General features: G+C 39.3%; 19 protein-coding genes. 4 read left to right on the forward strand and 15 right to left on the reverse strand.

All coding sequences use genetic code 11. The annotated features are described in order from the left end of the window. Positions 1–13: 13 nt before the first annotated feature. The 3 genes from N784_RS08235 to N784_RS08245 all read left to right on the forward strand — a co-directional run bounded on the left by N784_RS08235 (position 14) and on the right by N784_RS08245 (position 2,887). Positions 14–1,186, forward strand: a complete 1,173-nt coding sequence (locus tag N784_RS08235) for a S1C family serine protease (protein WP_052127209.1) — start codon at positions 14–16, stop codon at positions 1,184–1,186. A 300-nt stretch (positions 1,187–1,486) separates the two neighbouring features. Next, entirely contained in the window at positions 1,487–2,002 is a 516-nt protein-coding gene (locus N784_RS08240) for a DoxX family protein (protein WP_036834036.1), read from the forward strand. A gap of 135 nt (positions 2,003–2,137) precedes the next feature. Next, complete coding sequence (locus N784_RS08245) at positions 2,138–2,887, forward strand: sulfite exporter TauE/SafE family protein (RefSeq protein WP_036834037.1); 750 nt, start codon at positions 2,138–2,140, stop codon at positions 2,885–2,887. On the opposite strand, the gene N784_RS08250 is transcribed toward N784_RS08245, so the two are convergent. Further along, positions 2,880–3,404, reverse strand: coding sequence for a hypothetical protein (locus N784_RS08250; RefSeq protein WP_036834040.1), 525 nt, complete (start codon positions 3,402–3,404; stop codon positions 2,880–2,882). The genes N784_RS08245 and N784_RS08250 overlap by 8 nt on opposite strands. A 151-nt stretch (positions 3,405–3,555) precedes the next feature. Here N784_RS08250 and N784_RS16295 point away from each other — a divergent pair, with 151 nt between their 5' ends. Next, entirely contained in the window at positions 3,556–3,657 is a 102-nt protein-coding gene (locus N784_RS16295) for a YjcZ family sporulation protein (protein WP_084600193.1), read from the forward strand. A gap of 57 nt (positions 3,658–3,714) precedes the next feature. Here N784_RS16295 and N784_RS08255 read toward each other — a convergent pair whose 3' ends face one another. The 14 genes from N784_RS08255 to N784_RS08315 all read right to left on the reverse strand — a co-directional run bounded on the left by N784_RS08255 (position 3,715) and on the right by N784_RS08315 (position 20,486). Beyond that, positions 3,715–5,082: a TrkH family potassium uptake protein gene (locus N784_RS08255; protein WP_036834042.1), complete on the reverse strand. Its 1,368-nt coding sequence runs from the start codon at positions 5,080–5,082 to the stop codon at positions 3,715–3,717. 267 nt (positions 5,083–5,349) lie between these two features. Further along, positions 5,350–5,778, reverse strand: coding sequence for a YwpF family protein (locus N784_RS08260; protein WP_036834044.1), 429 nt, complete (start codon positions 5,776–5,778; stop codon positions 5,350–5,352). A gap of 33 nt (positions 5,779–5,811) precedes the next feature. Continuing rightward, positions 5,812–6,825, reverse strand: a complete 1,014-nt coding sequence (moaA, locus tag N784_RS08265; RefSeq protein WP_036834046.1) for a GTP 3',8-cyclase MoaA — start codon at positions 6,823–6,825, stop codon at positions 5,812–5,814. A 30-nt stretch (positions 6,826–6,855) separates the two neighbouring features. Continuing rightward, positions 6,856–8,136, reverse strand: coding sequence for a molybdopterin molybdotransferase MoeA (locus N784_RS08270; RefSeq protein WP_036834047.1), 1,281 nt, complete (start codon positions 8,134–8,136; stop codon positions 6,856–6,858). Positions 8,137–8,240: 104 nt separating this feature from the next. Next, entirely contained in the window at positions 8,241–8,375 is a 135-nt protein-coding gene (locus N784_RS17075; protein WP_269745329.1) for a hypothetical protein, read from the reverse strand. A 676-nt stretch (positions 8,376–9,051) separates the two neighbouring features. Continuing rightward, on the reverse strand, positions 9,052–9,591 hold the full coding sequence (locus tag N784_RS08275) for an HD domain-containing protein (protein WP_036834048.1): 540 nt from the start codon (positions 9,589–9,591) through the stop codon (positions 9,052–9,054). A 389-nt stretch (positions 9,592–9,980) separates the two neighbouring features. Next, positions 9,981–10,931, reverse strand: a complete 951-nt coding sequence (corA, locus tag N784_RS08280) for a magnesium/cobalt transporter CorA (RefSeq protein ID WP_036834049.1) — start codon at positions 10,929–10,931, stop codon at positions 9,981–9,983. Between the two features lie 101 nt (positions 10,932–11,032). After that, positions 11,033–12,235: an acyl-CoA dehydrogenase family protein gene (locus tag N784_RS08285; protein ID WP_036834050.1), complete on the reverse strand. Its 1,203-nt coding sequence runs from the start codon at positions 12,233–12,235 to the stop codon at positions 11,033–11,035. A gap of 15 nt (positions 12,236–12,250) precedes the next feature. Next, positions 12,251–13,441, reverse strand: a complete 1,191-nt coding sequence (locus N784_RS08290; RefSeq protein ID WP_036834052.1) for a CaiB/BaiF CoA transferase family protein — start codon at positions 13,439–13,441, stop codon at positions 12,251–12,253. 110 nt (positions 13,442–13,551) lie between these two features. Further along, the gene (locus N784_RS08295; RefSeq protein WP_036834095.1) at positions 13,552–14,298 is read right to left on the reverse strand and encodes an IclR family transcriptional regulator; all 747 of its coding nucleotides are present in this window, start codon (positions 14,296–14,298) and stop codon (positions 13,552–13,554) included. A gap of 70 nt (positions 14,299–14,368) precedes the next feature. Next, positions 14,369–15,541 (reverse strand): saccharopine dehydrogenase family protein, encoded by a 1,173-nt coding sequence (locus N784_RS08300; RefSeq protein ID WP_036834054.1) that lies wholly within the window; start codon positions 15,539–15,541, stop codon positions 14,369–14,371. A 24-nt stretch (positions 15,542–15,565) separates the two neighbouring features. Then, positions 15,566–17,068 carry an aldehyde dehydrogenase family protein gene (locus N784_RS08305; protein ID WP_036834056.1) on the reverse strand — a complete coding sequence of 501 codons (1,503 nt, stop codon included), beginning with the start codon at positions 17,066–17,068 and terminating at the stop codon, positions 15,566–15,568. Positions 17,069–17,097: 29 nt separating this feature from the next. Then, positions 17,098–18,768 (reverse strand): thiamine pyrophosphate-dependent enzyme, encoded by a 1,671-nt coding sequence (locus N784_RS08310; RefSeq protein ID WP_036834097.1) that lies wholly within the window; start codon positions 18,766–18,768, stop codon positions 17,098–17,100. Positions 18,769–18,899: 131 nt separating this feature from the next. Beyond that, positions 18,900–20,486, reverse strand: a complete 1,587-nt coding sequence (locus N784_RS08315) for a Na+/H+ antiporter NhaC family protein (RefSeq protein ID WP_036834058.1) — start codon at positions 20,484–20,486, stop codon at positions 18,900–18,902. Between the last annotated feature and the right edge of the window lie 41 nt (positions 20,487–20,527).

Below are 20,527 nucleotides of genomic sequence, written 5' to 3' on the forward strand. Positions count from 1 at the left end.
GGAGAGTGAAAGCATGAGAAAACAAAGAAAAGCCGTTCCCATTATTGTTACGGCTCTAATCGTTTTCATTACTGCGGTCAGCGTGTATTATTTGTATGCTTCCAATTATAAACAAACGATTAAAGCTACTAGTACACTTGCTCAACAAATAGATGAAGATGCATCTAAAGATTTAAAAACATTAATCCATAGAGCAGAGAAAAACGTTGTACAAATTGAGGCGACTTCAGACTGGGGTGAAAATATTGGCTCTGGTTTCCTATACAACAATAAAGGAGACATCATTACAAATGCGCACGTCGTCAAAGAGATGGAGTCCATATTCGTAAAAACGGCTGACGCTAAAACATATCAAGCTGCTATTGTCGGTGTTGGGGAAGAAACAGATATTGCGGTTATTCGTGTGCCAGAATTATCAAACCGTACACCTGTTACTATCGGAACAGATACTGGTGCAGATGTTGGAGATGAGATTATAGCAGTTGGTAGCCCACACGGATTTCAAAACTCTGTAACTGTTGGGATTATTTCTGGTAAAAACCGTACGTTTGAAATCGATCAATACAAATACGTTAATGCATATCAAATCTCAGCACCGATTACAGAAGGAAACAGCGGAGGACCATTAATTCATAAGCCAACAGGTAAAGTTATAGCGATTAACTCTGCTGGTTCAGAAGAAGGTGCTATTGGCTTCAGCATCCCACTAGCTGATACGATCGACCAGATTAAAAAGTGGTCAGAAGAAGCTGATCATGAGAAATTAGATTACGGTACAACTGGTCCAGAAGTTTCCGTCAATGAACAACAAATGACTGAAGATGCCCGCTATTTATTCGGATACTTTATCGATAGTATTAAAGTAAGAGACTACATAACCGCTTATGGCCTGATAGGAAGCAAATGGCAAACAGATCAATCTTATACCGACTTTCGCGAAATGTTCGTCCATACAATTGATATACAATTGACCAACATGGAAATCACCTTAAATAATCAAGACAAAGCGATTTTAACTGCCAACGCCGATATTCTTATTCGTAAACCTAAGCACAAAGTAAAAGAAACATACGACATTCGATATACCATGGAATACGAAAATGGCCAATTAAAAATAACGGATTACAAACATACGTTAACATCTAATAAAAAAGTAAAAGAAAAAGATGAATCCAAAGCATCTTAAAGGTTGAGTCTGGGGCAAAAGTGAAGATATTAATGAAATTTCCGCTTTCCCCAAAATAGAAAGCGCATGAAATCAACGGTTGTAAATTTGATTTCATGCGCTTTTTTAATTTTTGCTAGTTATGTCCCATCCTCTTTTCTATTTGTTAGCTCTATGTCGTCAATGTCAAAAAAATATCACATAAAAGTGTCTATATTGTGATATTACTCACAATAACCAGTATTCATTAATGCTATCATGCTATACTTTCATTGTAATAAGAAATCATTCAAACATACTTCATAGAAAGGATGAGAATTTATGTTTACTCATTTTCTTCGACACAATTCTATTGCAAGCATCGTTTTAACATTTATAAGAGTTTACCTTGGTTACATGTGGTTAAGTGCCGGTTGGAGCAAAGCAATCAACGGTTTCGATGCTTCTGGATTTATACATGGTGCTATCGAACAAGCAAGCGGTGAACACCCTGCCGTACAAGGATGGTGGGCTGCATTTCTAGAGAATTTTGTTCTTCCTAATATGGGATTATTCAACATCCTTGTGGCATGGGGAGAAGTTCTAGTAGGTATCGCCCTAATTCTCGGTATCTTTACCACGTTCTCTGCCTTAATGGGAATTTCCATGAATTTTGCTTTCTTATTTAGTGGCACAACTAGCATCAATCCTCCTATGGTACTTATGACTATCTTCATCTTAGTTGCTGGCTATAACGCTGGGAAATACGGCTTAGATCGCTGGGTTGTTCCATTTATTCGCACACATATTACGAAGGGATTGCATAAGGAACAAATGTCTACTCATGGATTCAATTAATATATTGTTATTCTAGCCTTGTACAGCATCGTGCAAGGCTATCGTTTTACCTCGGCATTTTTACTTCCTACTATCCACCATTTTAAATATCTGATATAGTAATAGCATCCAACAAGGAAAGGAGCTAATCATACATTGGATATATTCATTCTGTTTATCGTTTTAATTGTTGGTATGTTCGCTGGGTTTATGAACGTACTCGCAGGTGGAGGTTCTTTATTAACATTACCCCTCTTAATCTTTATAGGATTGCCTTCTGCGTTAGCTAATGGTACAAATCGGATAGCTGTTATGGCTCAAAACTTAACCGCAATAGCCTCGTTTCGCAAAAATGGCATCTTTCATTGGAAATTAGGTATCATGCTCGCTATCCCTGCAGTCATTGGTTCCGTTATTGGTGCTAGTCTAGCTATCGAAATTTCAGATGACGTTTTTAACCGTATATTGTCCATTGTGATGATTATTGTGCTAATTACCATTGTCGTAAAACCGCAACGTTGGTTTCGTAATGCTTCCGTTAAACTTACTCCAACGAAGGTGATTATTTTACTTTTCGCTTTTCTTTTGATTGGTAGTTATGGTGGATTTATACAAGCTGGTATTGGCTTTATTATCATTATTGTACTTTCTCTTACAACTGGACTAAATCTCGTACATATTAATAGTTTAAAAGTATTTGTCGTTGCCATTTATATGGCTTCCTCTTTGATGGTATTTATATTAAACGATCAAGTCCACTGGGGGTACGGCATTGTACTTGCTATTGGAAATAGTACTGGTGCTTATATTGCCAGTAAGTTTGCTGTGCAAAAAGGAGAGAAGTTTGTCCAATCCATGATGATTATTATCGTAGTAGCTATGAGTATTAAACTATGGTTTACGTAAATTCAATTTCAATCACAACAAATGGATTTTCTTCCTCAGCATGCAAACATAAAATAGCCCACGTATTCGGGCGCGTGCAATATCCTTTAAATAAAAACTCGGTTTGTTGGAAGGTAAAGGATAATGGTACATCCATAGGGGCATACAACAGAAGTGGTTCGGACATGGTTTCATATTTGAGGCCATGTTCGACTATATCCCCATACAATGCCTTCACTTGCAGCTCATCATTAACATATAAATTGGCCATTTGCAACAACGCTTCATTGTTCGGTGGCTGCTGAGTAATATCGCTCTCTACAACCTTCCCATTGCCTTCATAATCGTACACAATGATAACTTTCGCTTCCCCCCCCTTTCGTTCATAAATTTGGTGATTTATTAAAATGGTACTCGATATAGGAATGTGTACAGCTTCTCGGTACTGAATCCCCCCTGCTACACTACTTACAGAACATGAACTTAAATTAACGACAACGTGTTGATCAGGATGATACTTCATTAATATGATGTTCACGCCTTTCCCCTCCTAATCTATATCCATTATATGCATCGTAATATCACACATTCCTTCATGATTATCGTTTGTTAAATAGGCATTCATCCATACGAAAATCACCAAACACACATATAGTATGAGTGTACCTTTACGACAGGAGGTGATAGGAATGGGTTATGGTTATGGTGGTTGTGGCTACTACGGAGGATTTGCGTTAATTGTTGTGCTTTTCATTCTTCTTATCATTGTTGGAGCAGCGTTTTACTGTTAAGCTTACGCAATAAGAGAAGAACACCTATTTCTACACAAGAAATAGGTGTTCTTTCTATTAACCGATAATAATGCGTTCCGTTGGATATTGATAATGCCCCTCTTTCTTCCTATCCTGATTAAAGGAGAAAAGGAACGTTAATATGCCTATACGACCGATAAACATTAATAAAATAAGAACTACTTTACTAAATGAAGTTAAGTCTGGCGTGATCCCGAGGGACAAACCTGTTGTACCAAACGCCGATGCCACTTCAAACATAATCTCTAATATTTCAAAAGGTTCTACCGCAATTATTAGTAGGACAGCCGTAAAGTAAGTAATAATGGCCATGATGAACACGGCCACCGCTTTAAACAAATCGTCTTCATGTACTTCACGTCTAAACACTTTAATACGTTTTTTCCCTCTTGCAAAAGTAAACAAGAATAAAACGATAAGGGCAAAAGAGGTCGTTCTGATTCCACCACCAACACTACTCGGTGATGCCCCAATAAACATTAAAGCTGTCATAAGTAGTTGAGTTTGTTCAGTAAATTGACTGACATCCATTGTAGATAACCCTGCACTTCTAGTCGTTACCGATTGAAACAAAGAGAAGAAAAGAATTTCGTGCCAAGCCTTCCCACTAAAGAAGTAATTCATTTCCAGAAGCATAATGAATAACGTTCCAACTATAATTAAAATAAGAAACGTTGTCGTCGTTAATTTCGTAAATAAAGAGAAACGCATGACGCGACGTTGATCTGATGAAGAAAATAAATAGTCGCGTACTTCAATTAACACAGGAAATCCAATTGCACCAAGAATAATTAAGATGATATGGATAAATTGAACAAAATAATCATCTTGAAATGGTACTAATGACTGACCCGTTATATCAAATCCTGCATTCGTAGTAGCACTGACCGCAGCGAAAAATCCTTGATAATACGCTTCTTGCCAAGTAGAAAAGTATTGTAAGTAATACGTTCCTAATATAAGAAATCCAACAAATTCAATCGCTAATACGAGTGTCAAAATTTGCTTCGTTAATCGTACCATCCCTTGGAAATTCGTTTGATTTGTATCTGTCATAATTAACCGACGCTCACGTAAGCCAATTTTCTTCCCAAGCATGACCCAAATAAATGTTCCTAAAGTCATAATACCAAGGCCACCAAGTTGCAATACAAAGGCCAATAAAAATATACCCGTTACCGAAAATGTATCTGCAATCGAAACTGTCGAAAGTCCCGTAACACTTACCGCACTTACAGATGTAAATATAAGATCAATTAACTCTAAATCGACTCCATCTTTATGTGCTACCGGCAAGCCAAGTAAGACACATGCTAGAAGTACTGCAAAACCGTAAAATAAAACGATTAGCTGTACCGGAGATAAGTCATTGAGCCACCTAAAATACTTGTTCCTAATCCACATATCCCTTCTCCTTTTTCTACACTCCATTCTAATTATACCGAATTCATAACCTATTATGTTTGTGTTGTGTCCTATTCTTGCACGGCTGAAAGTCTAATAATGATTCTGCACGTTACCAATGTATTATAATGGCCGTTGAGGGATATGTAAATAATGAGATAAAGAACATCCTTTTCCTATTTGCTAAAAAAAACCCCACTACGGAGTTCCATTCAACCCATAGCGAGGATCATACATGCACATGTTTATGTACCTTGATGTCGTTGCTTAATTGGACATTTCCTCTTCAACTGCAACTTTAAAAGCTTGTAACAATTGTTCTCCTTGTAAACCGTCATCCATTAATTTTTTTAGTAACGATTCTGCTTGTACTTTTTTCTGATTGACAATTGTGCCGAGAAATACGATATTTCCATCTTCTCCAATTGTATTGATACTCATTATTTTCATAAGCAGCATGGCAGGCTGGTTCGATGGTTTTGTAATCGTTGCTTCTAACACGATGTTATCTCGTTCTTCCCGGTGCGACTCAAAGAAATTCATTTGCTCAGAAGGTATATATGCTTCTAAAAGCCACGTGTTTGCATCATCTTCACGGTTAATAATTAGGCCATCTTTAAGTAGTATATCGTTCTTTACAAGCTCCTGCTCTTCTTCTTTGACGACCTTTAGTCCAACGAGTTTAAATGTTTTCATTACCGATTTCCCCCTTTCATTCCTATCATTTTACTATCCGCCTATATAAGACATTTCAATTTTATTCGGTTTCTTCTCTTCTTGGTGAGCGCGTAATGCAGAATATTGATTACTCCTGTTATTCCATTTGTTCATTATATGCTGCTTCATTTCATATGAAGTGGTTCCCTCTCTTAACAAATCCTTTAATGAATATCCATCACTAGCAAATAAGCAATGATACAATGTTCCGTCTGCAGATAACCTTGCTCTAGTGCATGTATGACAAAAGTGATCTGTTACAGAAGAAATAATACCAATCTCCCCTCCACCATCTTGGTAACGGAAACGACTGGCTACTTCGCCGTAATAATTCGGCTTTAACGCCTCTAACGGCATGTACTCAGACAGCATGTTATAAATTTCTTGTTTCGAAACGACAGACGATTCTCCCCACCCATTCACATTGCCAACATCCATAAATTCAATAAACCGTAAAATGTGTCCTGTGTTTTTAAAATGTCGGGCCATTGGGACTACTTGTTGTTCATTCATCCCTCTTTTCACTACCATGTTCACCTTCACCTTTAGACCTGCTTTAGACGCCGCATCAAGGCCTTTTAACACGGGAGCCGTTTTAACATCGCGACCATTGATAGCTTGAAACACTTCATCATTAATCGCATCTAAACTTAAATTAATTCGATGCAATCCTGCTTCTTTCAATTTTTTTGCGTATTTCGGGAGCATTAATCCATTCGTTGTTAAAGCTATATCATGTATACCTTGTATAGCTTTTAAGCGGGCAATAAGCACATCTATATCCTTTCGCAGTAGTGGTTCTCCGCCTGTAAGTCTAATTTTCTCGACACCAACACTTGCAAAAATGGTAACAAGTTGTTCTATTTCATCAAAGGATAGTAATGCTTCTGGTTGCAAAAATCGGTAATTGTGATCAAACATTTCAGCTGGCATGCAGTACGTACATCGCAAATTACACTGATCAATAACAGAAATACGTAAATCGCGTAAAGGTCTTCCTAATTGGTCATAAATTTGCTGTTGCATCGTTTTTCCTCCTCATCGGTGAGAATACAACTATTCATAAGAAACGTCCTGCCATATGTCTCTTTGTCCTTGTTCCGTTTGGAATAACAACGCATCCACAAGCTGCCCTTTTTGGAAGCCTCTTGTCCCTCCCGGTAACACCATAAAAGCATTTGCTTTTGCTAACGAAGTCACAACTGCAGATTTATCTATGCCAGAAGGTTCTATGTACACGTTTCCATGCGCATAAGAAATCGTACTTCTAACAAAGCGGGTAAATGGGTTTGCTTTTGGGAAATCGGTTTTTAAATACGCTTTGATTTTTTGGGGATGGGGCGTTTCTTCATATAAGGCAGCGCGAATAGTCGGTCGAACAAATAATTCAAAACCTACATAACAAGCAGATGGGTTTCCTGATAAACCGAACAATAACTGTTTCCCTCTAACTGCTACAGTCGTTACACTTCCTGGGCGCATCGCTACTTTATTAAAGAGTGTTTTAGCACCTAACTTTTCATAAATAGCAGGCATTAAATCGTAATCTCCTACGGAAACGCCACCTGTTGTAATTAGCATATCTACTCGTTGCAACCCTTTCTCTACTGCTTGATAGCTCGTGGTAAATTCATCTGTTAAAGAACCAAGCTCTACTACTTTCGCTCCCGCCCTTTTTAACTGTGAAGCAATCATTGGACCATTGGAATTACGAATCTTTCCAGGTTTCAACTCGTCCCCTACTTGAAGTAGCTCTGTTCCAGTTGTGATTAACCCAACAACCGGTCGTTTCGCAACAGGAACTTCTTGATAACCAAACGTGGCTAAAATTGCTTTTACCCCTGGATTAATATAAGTACCCTTATGAAGCAGTTTTGTACCTTCTTTCGTTTCAGACCCTTGCGCCATCACATTATCTCCAGGAGCCATTTCTCGCTTTATAGTCATCCACTCTTTTCCATATTGTTGATCACTTTGGCAAATTTCAAACATTGCTACACAATCCGTTCCTTTTGGTATTGGCGCACCGGTCATAATGCGTACAGCTTGTCCTGTTTGCACTTGCTTTGTTCCCACTTTTCCAGCAGGTATATGTTCAATTACTTCAAAGGTTACGTGCTTATTCTGTGAAGCACCTTTCGTATCCATCGCCTTGAAAGCATATCCATCATAAGGTGATTTAGGAAAAGGCGGAATAGCATGCGTTGCTACGATGTCCTCTGCTAACGTTCGATCATCACATGCTTCTATTTGAACCGTCTCTATTTCGTTCGGTTGTGCATAATGCATGACACGGTTTATTGCATCAGATACACGAATAGGTTGCCTTCGCTTCATGAATCCATTCACCCCTATCCTAATACTTAATTTCATTGTACAGCAAGCCCGATTCTCCCGCAAAATAAATAAGGAGGACTCATTGATTGAGCCCTTCCTCATCATTATAGGAAGAAATGTTTCGTGCGATTTTCTTCTATATGCTTGCAAACTCGTTGATATTCCAGTTCAGATTGTAAGCGTTCATAATCTGAGCGTAAACGAACATGAATGGTAAACATAAGGAATTGAAATTGCATTCGGAACAACTCCTTTCTAACAAGACTTCTCTACGAACTATCTTTCACCTCAATAAACCACCTCATAAACACCATTTGTCTCATGTTCATCACTCCTTTCCTTTTATGTAGTATTCTGTACATGGACTCATAATTCCCCATTTTTGATTCACAAATTTCGATTTTGGCTCATAAATCAGCCATTCCGATTCGTATTTCCTCTTTTTTACGTACACATTCGATTGCGCTCTTCTCCAGTCTGTACATCTCTTCCGCAAACTATAGCTTATCGCTTTTTCTTTTTCCTTACTAAGGTTCCCATACTATTCCTCCTCTCTTAACTCCACAACACGCAAATAAGGCCACAGAATTATTCTGCGGCCTTTGTAATCATTCTTAATAAACACAAATAGGTTCTATAAAGAAAATGTATAGATGGACATAGATACCGCAGACTATACGCCTTAGCAGTAGCCATGCTCTTCTTCACGTGAAATGAATTACTCGAAAAAAGAACGACACTTCTGTAAGGTCAAATAGGATTCTATATGAAATTGTTGTATAGTTATTGCCATTACTTGTTTCATTTTAATTGACCTCACTTTCTCATTCATTTTTTCATACATTTATTATATGAAAATTCAACCAGTTTGTAAAGTTGTTTTCTGAATTTTTCCAAAAAAGCACTCGTCTCTCCTTATCCAATAACTTCTTGATCTTTATTCAAGGAAGCTTCTACGAGCAAATCTAATTTGTGCAACTGAGTAATGGCTTCACTCGGATCCATTTTCTTATAATGGTGTAGCCCTTTTGGTTGCTCATCTTTATTATCAGCTAATGTAATGACTTCTTGCAGTGGCGTTTGCTTTCCTTGCAGCGTAAATGGTAAATAGGAATCGGTGTGTAACAAAATGGCGACTGAGATCTGTTTCGCAGCAATTCGGTCCTCTCCTAACCTTATAAGTAACTTATGCGCCCTCTCTGCTCCTTTAATTGCATGAATATCATTTTGCCGATACTCATCGTAATCCCATTTTCCTTCGCTATTATACCATTCATAATGTCCGATATCGTGCAGCAACGCAGCTTTCGTAGCAAGGTCAACTGAGACGTGGTTCTCTATCGCTAAATCGAAGGCATAGTATGCAGCCGTTACCGCGTGATGTACACCAGAACGATTTAAATATTTCCGAGTTATATGATGTTTGAATATATCTACAAGTGTTACGTGTCTCATGTTATCCCCTCCGATATTTTCAAAACATCATACCACAACGTTGCTTTTCACACAATATAAGAAAAATGGAATGTTACAAGCTCTCGACCGCGTATATCTAGAGTATGAAAGGATGGGGATAGCTGCATGGATATAAAAATCGACTGTGCCACTTTTGTCCTCGTTACGATCGTCTATGAACATTGGTTGCATTGTCATGTACCGAAAGTCTATTATTTCAACTAAATATAATCGAGTTCAAAGGCAGCTTTTTTTTATGTAACACGTTCATCCTAATGAAAAGTATAAACAACCAAATCTTATTCATAACAGCATAAAGTCTGAAATAATGCATACGTAAGAAAACCCACCTTCTCGTTAGGTGGGTTTCGCAATGAAGTATATAAATGTTAATCAAACCATCCTTTTCGTTTGAACCATAAAAACATAAGAGCAGCTAAACTTCCCATTACTATCAGAACGACAAAATAACCATACTTCATATCTAGCTCTGGCATATTCGAAAAGTTCATCCCATATACACCAACAATAAACGTTAACGGCATGAAAATCGTTGATATAATAGTTAATATTTGCATAGTCCGATTCGTTTCATGTGAATTTAATGTCATATAACTATCTCGAATATCGTTGGTCATTTCTCGATTCGATTCAATGAGTTCCGATACTTTTAATAAATGGTCATGAATATCAGAGAAATATGCTTTACGCTGCTTTACTCCACTCAAATGTTGTGAATTCAACATTCTATACAACAAGTCCCGCATCGGATGTACCGTTTGTCGTAACGTTAATAAATCCGCTCGCGTATCAAATAGCTGGTCTAACAATTTTTCCATAGAGAGTTGTTTCGTATTATCTTCAATTTCATTGATATGATCTTCAATGCGGTACACAATTGGAAAATAATTGTCGACTACTTTATCAAATAATTGATGTAAAACTTCATCTTCGTGCCATAATGCGACGTCTTTCGTACACTTTAGGCGCTCCCACACTTGATCTAATTCAATAGATACTTGTTTATGAAACGTAACGATGAATCCTTGTCCGTGAAAAACATCGATTTCTTCTTTTTCTAAAGTTTGTCTGTTCAATGCATGAAGTACGAAAAATGTATATCCATCATAATAATCTAGTTTCGGACGTTGCAATCGTTGCAAACAGTCTTCAATAGCTAATGGGTGGAAGGCAAACACTTTTTCTAATATCGCTGTCTCTTCTTCATTCGGTTGCATCAAGTCAACCCAGTACCATACAACAAAATCATGATGTAATTCGTTTAATGGTAAATCGGCTACTACTTGCTTCGTATCTGTGATGGCTAATGTTCGAATCATACCTATCCTCTTTTCATCCCATTCGTCCCCTCTACCATAACTTGTATATCCCCGTATGTCCAATACAAACCAAAAAAAAAGCTTCTCCCGTTTTGGAGAAGTTATTCCTTGTATGACTCAAATGGCCAAGCTGGTAAAGGGTGCTTTAATGATTTGTCTGTTCGATACCCGAGAACATATTCCGCTTGCATAATGGTGTGTATTTCTCTCGTTCCCTCATAAATGACAGGTGCTTTTGAATTGCGTAAGTAGCGCTCAACAGCATACTCATTCGAGTAACCATAGGCACCGTGAATTTGCACAGCGTCATCTGCAGCTTTATTAGCAAAATCACAAGCTTGCCATTTTGCAAGAGATGTTTCCCGCGTGTTCCGCTTCCCACTATTTTTTAATTCCCCAGCACGATATACGAGTAAACGGCTCATTTGTAAACCAGCTTCCATATTCGCAATCATTTGTTGGACAAGTTGATGCTTGCCAATCTCTTTTCCGAATGTTTCGCGTTCATGGCAATAGCGAACACTCGCTTCTAAGCAGGCCATCATTAGTCCACACGCACCAGCCGCTACAGTGAAACGACCATTGTCAAGGGATGCCATGGCAATTTTAAATCCATCACCTTCCTCACCGAGACGGTTATCGACTGGTACTGGAACATCTTCTAAAAATAGCTCTCCAGTATTTCCAGCACGAATGCCAAGTTTGCCTTTCGTTGCCTTTGAAGAAAAGCCTTCCATTGTCCTCTCCACTATAAAAGCAGAGATGCCTTGGTGTTTTTTTTCTTTATCGGTGTAGGCAAAGACTAGAAAATGGTCTGCACTATCACATAGTGAAATCCACGACTTTTGGCCATTAAGAGTGTAGTAATCTCCTTTTCGTGTAGCCGTTGTTTGAATAGAGGCCACATCTGATCCTGCACCTGGTTCCGTCAATCCAAAAGCACCAATCTTCTCCCCTTTTGCCTGCGGGATTAAATACTTCTCTTTCTGTTCTTCCGTTCCAAACTGCAAGAGAGAGAGACTATTTAATCCTGTATGAACAGAAACAGCCGTGCGAAAAGCTGTATCTCCACGTTCTAATTCTTCACAAACAATGGCTAGTGCATTATAGTCCATTCCACTTCCTCCGTATTTCGTTGGTATACAAACGCCCATTAATCCTAAATCGGCAAGCTTGTGCATAATAGCTGGATCAAACGTTCCTCTCTCATCCCACTCCTTCATATAAGGGATAATTTCTTTATCAACGAACTCTCTAACCGTTTTTCGTAACATTTGTTGCTCTTCAGAAAACGTAAAATCCATATTGATGACTCCTCCTTAATCAATTATTCCTTGCTTCTTAAACCGTTCAATCGCTTCGCGGGTATATCCTAAGGATTGTAAAATATCACCCGTATGCTCTCCTGGTTCTGGTGGATGTCGTCGCATAGTGATTGGCGACTCGGACAATTTGAGAGGACTGCCAACCATATGGAAGCGTCCTGCTTTCGGATGATTGGTAGAGAGCAACATATCTCGCGCTTGTACTTGAGGGTCTTCCATAACTTGATCAATTGCTTGAATCGGGCCAGTCGGAATGCTATGAGCACGACATAAATGTTGCCATTCAGCTGTCGTTTTTCGTTTCCATTGTTGCTCTACTATCGTCTCTAACTCCTTACGGTAATACACTCTGTCTGAATTAGTCTTAAATCGTTTATCGTTCGCTAATTCTTCCTTGCCTATTAACTTGCACAGCTTATTAAACTGCTTATCATTCCCTACTGCGATTACCATTTCGCCATCTGCCGTTTGCAAAGATTGATAAGGTGCAATGTTGGCATGGTATTTCCCTAATCTTTGTGGAACGTGACCACTCATTAAATAGTTGCTAGCAATGTTAACGAGTGAACTTATCGCACAGTCATACAACGATAGATCGATTTGTTGTCCTTGCCCCGTTCGCTCTCGTTGAATGAATGCAGCTTGTATACCTATACACGCATATAATCCTGTTAACACGTCTGTTATCGCAACACCTAGTTTCTGAGGACCTGATTGCTCATCGCCCGTAATACTCATAAGTCCACTCATTGCTTGTATAATATAGTCATAACCTGGTAAATGCGCATAAGGACCTGTTTCACCAAACCCGGTAATGGAGCAATATACAATTTGTTCATTGATAGATTTTAATTGTTCATACCCTAAACCGAGCCGCTCCATTTTCCCTGTACGAAAGTTGTGCAGCACCACATCACTGTTTTCTACAAGTTGTTCAATAATTCGTTTGCCTTCTTTTGATTTAAGATCGACTGTCAAGCTTCTTTTATTACGATTGGCACATAAATAATATGCGCTGACTCCTTCTTGATAAGGTGGTCCCCATTGTCTCGTTTCATCACTACCACCAGGAGCCTCTACCTTCGTTACATCAGCTCCTAAATCAGCTAAAATCATGGAACAATACGGGCCTGCGAGTACTCTAGATAAATCAAGCACTCGAATTCCTTGTAGTGACATAGACATATATAACAGCTCCTTCCGTTATGGAATGCTTTCCTTAACGTGACACGCATGTAAAACAGTCAACATGCAATCGATGTAATCATACGTTCGTGTTCTTTTATATTATGATGCTAATTGATTTGATAACCTAATGCACTTGAAATTTGTTGAGCTGTTTTACGCGTTTCTTCTTGTATTCGAAGCAAATTGTCTCCTTCAAACCGACTCGTCAAGCCACTGACAGCTATTGCAGCCACAACGGAATGTTGATAGTCATAAATCGGATAGGATACCCCCGTTGTATCTACATCTTGCTCTCCTTCACTTAAAGCAAATCCTTGCTCTTTAATAAGCTTTAGTTCTGCTTTTACACGTGATGAATCAATGAAAGGATGAGAAATCGTTTGAAGTACAGTTGCTTGCTCATCTTCTTGTAAATGCGCTAACAGTAATTTCGGACCTGATCCGCTATATAACGGTGAGCGTTTCCCCACTTTCGTGCATAATCGTAAAGCCCGATGACTATCTACTTTGTCAATGTAGATCGCTTGACCACCTTCTACAGTGACTAGGTGAATGGCTTCATTTAATCGCTCCCCTAATTGCTCCATAAACGGCTTGGCGATTTTTCGTATTTCTATTTGATCAGCGACTCGATGTCCTAATTCAAGTAATTTCACCCCTAACTGATAGCGACTATCATGTTCTGATTGTTTAATTTTACGGAGAAAACCACAATATTCTAAAGACGTTAACAACCGGTAAGCTGTTGGTTTAGGAAGTTCTGCCCGAATGGCGATTTCCTTCAATGTCCATTCGGGAGTATCTTCTGTAAAATAGTCGAGCAGTTTTAAGGCTTTAATAACACTTTGATTCATCTTGATGTCTCCCTCTCTGTGATTTAATAGGGAAAAGGAGACCATAAACATTAGGCCTCCTTCTAATTACTTAATTGTGTACTTGCGAGTTTGTTGGGATGACTTCTTCTTTTATATGCACTCCACGTTTAGCCATTTCTTTCATATATAATTGCCCTGGCACTACTTGTTCAGGAGGGATGACGCCACACTGCGTAATGTCTTTGTTGCCTATCATTTGAGCGACAACGGAAATCGTATTTGCCGTTGCGCGTGCCATTGCGGTTACATTGTTCGTCCGGTCTTTATACGTAACCATTTCAAATTGGTTCATTACGTACTTCCCGCCTTGTAAACCACTCACTTGGACACGTAACAATACTGCATCGTCTTTATCTTTTAACTCTACAATTGGATCTAACGTTTTTAATAAAATGTCTCGTGGCTTTACTTTCATTCCGTGGTAATCTACTTCATAATGACGATTGGTCAAATTCAAAGCAACGAGTAATTTAAATTTCTCGGCATGCCCAGTATAGCGAATAGTTTTATACTCTAGTGTTTTCATATTTGGATAAGACTTAAGTAGTGTCGATGTGCCACCTGATGTGTGAAATGCTTCTAATGGACCAAATTTGTCAAAATGGAGTGGTTCTACTTCTGAAAGGGAGGTAACCTGTTGTAACGTTCCATTTCGAATAATAGTAGATGGGTCCGTATAATGATCAAGAAGTCCCTCCATTGAAAAAACATGGTTGTACTCTAGCGGCGGTTCTGGGTTCACTGGTATTCCACCAACAAATATGCGAATGGATTTAGCCTGATCTAGTTTTGCAACTCCGTAGCCAGAAAGAATGTTAATCATACCCGGAGCTACACCTAAGTCTGGAATTACAGTAACTCCTGCTGCTTTGGCATCATCGTTTAGCTGGAGTACTTTATCGGTAATTTTTCCAATATGGCCTCCTAAATCAACACAACTTACCCCAACTTCAATCGCTGTTTGTGCGACCATCTCATTAAAAGAGTAAAAGAGTGCATTGATTACAACGTCGAATTGACGAATGAATTTTGCCAAATCCTTACGATTACTAGCATCTACTTGATAGGCTTGTAGCTTACTATTTTGCAAAAACTCACAAATCATTTCTGCTCGTGTGAAGTCAATATCCGCTAAACCAACTGCTTCAACATTTGGATTTTTCACTAGATCACGTGCCGCTTCCTTTCCCATCAATCCTGAACCAAGAACCGCAATTTTCATACAATTTCCCCTTTCTTCATGCTATTATTCCACATCAATTTGAGCTCTCTGCAACTTCCCACTATAATCCACATATAGCGCTTTCCATTCTGTAAATACATCTAATGCAGCGACTCCTGAATCGCGGTGGCCATTTCCTGTACCCTTCGTTCCTCCAAAAGGCAAGTGAATTTCTGCACCAGTCGTACCAGCATTCACATACACAATTCCTGTATCTAAATCTCGTTGCGCAGCAAACACTTTGTGTACATCGCTCGTGAAGATCGAGCTTGATAAACCGAACTCGACACTATTGTTTACTTCAATAGCCTCTTCAAAGCTTTTCACTGGAATAAGCGAAACGACAGGTCCAAAGATCTCCTCTTGGGCAATGCGCATATTTGGTTTGACATCTGTAAAAACAGTTGGAGCAAAATAGTGCCCTTTTTCATATTGCCCATTCTTCATTACCGATCCACCTGCAATTAATTTCGCACCTTCTTTTTGACCAAGTTGAACATAGCTTTCTATTTTCTCTAGAGCAGATTGATTTATGATGGGACCTACTTTCACCGATTCATCTAATCCATTCCCAATCGTTATATGCTCCATTTGTTCGAGCAACTGCTTTTGAAGTTTTTCTTTCACATCCTCATGGACAATTACTCGGCTACAAGCTGTACAACGTTGACCACTTGTGCCAAAAGCACTCCAAATAATCCCTTCCACCGCTAAGGAAATGTCGGCATCATCCATTACAATAACGGCATTCTTACCACCCATTTCTAGAGATACTTTCTTTAGTTGCTGGCCGCATCTTTCAGCAATATGACGACCAACTTCATTTGAACCAGTAAATGAAATGACACGAATATCCTTATGATGAACCATTGCCTCTCCAACTGACGCGCCTGATCCGTAAACGACATTGACAACCCCTTTAGGCAGTCCAGCTTCTTCAAATATTTTGGCTAGTTCAAAAGCCATTAAAGGTGTTTCTGTTGCTGGCTTCCAAACAACAGCATTGCCAGCCACGATAGCAGGGAATGATTTCCACGTCGCAATTGCAATCGGGAAATTCCATGGTGTAATAATTCCCACTACGCCAACTGGCGAACGAACGCTCATCGCAAATTTATCCTTTAGCTCAGAAGGGGTCGTTTGCCCGAATAAACGTCTTCCTTCCCCAGCCATGTAAAAGGCCATATCAATACCTTCTTGCACTTCTCCCCTTGCCTCTTCAATCACTTTCCCATTTTCCATTGTGAGTAATTGTGAGATGGCTTCTTTACGTTCTTTCATAATCATTCCAACTTTGTATAGTACTTCTGCACGCTGTGGAGCAGGTACTAATGCCCATTGCTGTTGTGCGGTTTTAGCAACTTGAACTGCTTTATCAACATCCTCTTTATGGGACAACGGAACTTTTACTAATGTTTCTAACGTGGCCGGGTTGGTTACGTTTGTGTATTGATTGGATGTTGCGTGTACCCATTCACCGTTAATAAAATTACATAATTTTTCTTCTTTCAAAAGGGTATGTGCCATGTTTCATCCTCCTGTGTTTTTCTATATTTTTAAGACGATTGCTTGCTGCGCTTACGAATGCTGTCTATCGTCTCAGAAACGGAAATTTGCTCTGGATCTGTTTCAACTTCAATTAATGTCGGAACCTTACTTTGAAGCGCTTTCAACAGTACTCGTTGAAAAGATTCTTGATGCTGAACTTTGTATCCTTCTGCTCCCATATTAGACGCAATCAAGGCAAAAGGTACTGCACCTAATTCAGTGCCGATTGGCTTATGCGGGTAATGAATTTCTTGATGCATACGAATCGTTCCATACATATTATTATTAAATACAATGATAATGATAGGAATTTGGTACCGAACAGCTGTTTCTAGCTCTTGCATTGTCATCATAAATCCACCGTCACCAACTAGTGAAACGACGGTTTTATTTCGATGTGCTAATTTTGCCCCTAGAGCTGCCGGCATTCCATACCCCATCGCACCAGAAGTGGGTCCTACATATGTCTTCCTTTTCTTGAATTGGTAAAAGGTGTGCAGCCAACCGGCAAAATTGCCAGCATCATTTGTAATGATGGCATCCTCTGGTAGTATTGTTTGCAAGGTTGTAATTAGTTGCTTATTCCATACTTCGTTATCTTCTTGAAAAGTATGCAAATCCAACGTTTGTTCATACACTTTTCTTCTTCTATGAATCCAATGTTGCCATACAGGTGTTAGTTGAATCGTTGAAAGGGATTCGAGTGCTGCTTTTGCATCTGCAACAACCCCGACTTCTGGTGGGTATACTTGGCCAATAGTATCTTCATGAATATCAATGTGGAGTAGTGTTTGATCTTGATGGATGATGGAGTAATCTTGGGTAGTTATTTCCGATAACCGTGTGCCTACAGCAATAATCGTATCTGCTTCTTTGACGGTTTGTAGAATGTCGGCATTGACCCCTAAGCCTAAATGCCCAACATATAATGAATGATGATTTGGGAATACATCGTGACGCCTGAATGCCGCCATAACTGGAATGGAATTGTCACTCGCAAAAGTAAGGAGCGCTTGTTCAGCATCTGCCAGCTTCACGCCACCACCGGCAATAATGAGTGGCTTTTCTGATTGAAGAAGACAAGCTTCTATTTCCTTTACTTGTTCTTCAGAAGGATGTGATCTGGAACGATGAAATGGTATTCCAAACTCCATCTTTGCTGTTTGTGGGAGCATATCCTCTGGTAAAGATAATACAACAGGTCCTGGCCTTCCTGACTGAGCGACGCGAAACGCTCTTTGAACAATTTCTGGTACACGAGAAGCTTCATTGATCTCAAACGTCCACTTCGCTATATGACTGAAAAAGCGAGCTAAATCCACTTCTTGAAAACCTTCCCGTCCTCTAAAATTCCGATGAACTTGTCCTAGCAACACGACCATAGGGGTGGAATCTTGATATGCAGTATGAACACCAATGGCTAAGTTCGCCGCCCCTACACCTCTAGTCGCCATCACAACACCAGGCTTACCACACGCTTTGGCGTAACCTTCTGCCATAAATGATGCTCCGCCCTCATGCCTGGCAGAAATAAGTTGGATAGTTGGTTCATCATACAACGCATCTAACACAGGCAAATAACTTTCTCCAGGAACACAAAAAACGTTCGTTATCTGTTCTCGCTTCATACATTCCACAATCGCCTCGGCGCCTGTGCATACTTGCTTATTTTTCGGCATATGTTGAGAAGACATGAAACCCTCCTTTACTATTGCTTCGTTTCATTATTTAAAATGACATTTCATATGCTACCTTTATTATAATAGGTAAGTTTAAATATTTCAATAATTCTGTATATTATCCATTCCTTTTACTTAGCGATCACTTTTTCCTTTGAGGCGTTCATCCGATAATTCGAATTTCCAAGTGCAACATACACAACCACTAAACTTAGCAATAGGGATATAAGACCGAGCACTACACTGTTTGTTAACCCTAAGACAAGGAAGCTTACTACCGTAATGATTGCCGCAATTAGTGCATATGGCAGTTGCGTAATGACATGATCGACGTGATGGCAATTCGCCCCTGTTGACGCAAGTATCGTCGTATCGGAAATGGGAGAACAATGATCACCACAAATCGCTCCCGCTAACACCGCAGCAAACATTGGTAAAATCATGCTTACATCTGTTGCAACAGCAATTTGCCCCGCAATTGGTACCAATATGGCAAAAGAGCCCCATGAAGTGCCTGTTGAAAATGCAATGAAGGCTCCGATTACAAACAATATTACCGGAAGTAAATAAGTTGCCACATTGGACTGTTCAACTAAACTTGCCAAGTATACACCTGTACCTAAATCCGATATTAGTCCAACAATGGTCCAAGCCAATATTAAAATCGTTAAACTATGTGTCATTGATTTCGTTCCTTCTAATACCCCAAGTGGAAAACGATCAAGACCAACTCCTCCAGTTTTTCTAGATTGGATCACAAACAAGAAGAAAGTCACTATAAGCCCTGCAATACCCCCAAGTACTAACGCTAGAGGTACATTGGCATTTCCAAACACAGTAATAACGTTCACCTCTCCACTCGTTTGCGTAATACCTGAATAAATAATGTAGACGATAGTGGTCACAAATAGAACTGCTAACGGAAGAAACAAATCTACAACTGCTCCTCGTTCACTCATTGGCAATATCGTTGCGGCACCTACATGATTTCTTTCTGGATTGGATACTTCCCCTTCTTCAACAGCTTTCCTTTCATGTTGCTTCATTGCCCCAATATCTGCATTACGTATCGCAATGATAAACACAAGACCAATCGCAGCAAATGCATAATAATTCATGGGAATCAGTTTCATAAATGCCGAAAAACCTGTAATGTGTGTAATTCCTTCTGCTGCTAGCACACTCCCCATTACCCCCATTAAATACGCTCCCCAGCTAGATATCGGTGCAATAACACAAACAGGTGATGCAGTAGAATCCATTATATACGCTAACTTCGCCCTAGAAATATGGTGCTTATCCGTTACTGGTCTTGCTACTTGCCCTACTGTTAAATTATTGAAATAGTCATCTAAGAAGATAAGCAGGCCAAACGTTGCGGTCATCAATTGTGCTCCAACACGCGTTTTGACACGTTTAATCATCCAGTTGCCGAAAGCTTGAGCACCCCCCATCATACTTACAAAAGCGATTAACACACCAAGCATAAGAATGAAAAGTAAAATATACACATTCCATTCATTAATTGCTCCATCCACGATAAAGACAGCCTTCAATGCACGGCCCATGATGAGAAACGTTTCGCCAATCTGAAATTGAGCTAACATGAACGCAGACGTTACAATACCAATGATTAGCGCAAGTAGCACCCGTTTCGTCATCAACACTAGTAAAATCGCCAATAATGGTGGTACTAATGACCAAATCGTATTTTCCAAATTCATTCCTCCTTATTTTTATAAAAACTGAATATTCAAAT

Origin of the sequence: Pontibacillus litoralis JSM 072002 (assembly GCF_000775615.1) — a bacterium.
Lineage (GTDB): Bacteria > Bacillota > Bacilli > Bacillales > BH030062 > Pontibacillus > Pontibacillus litoralis.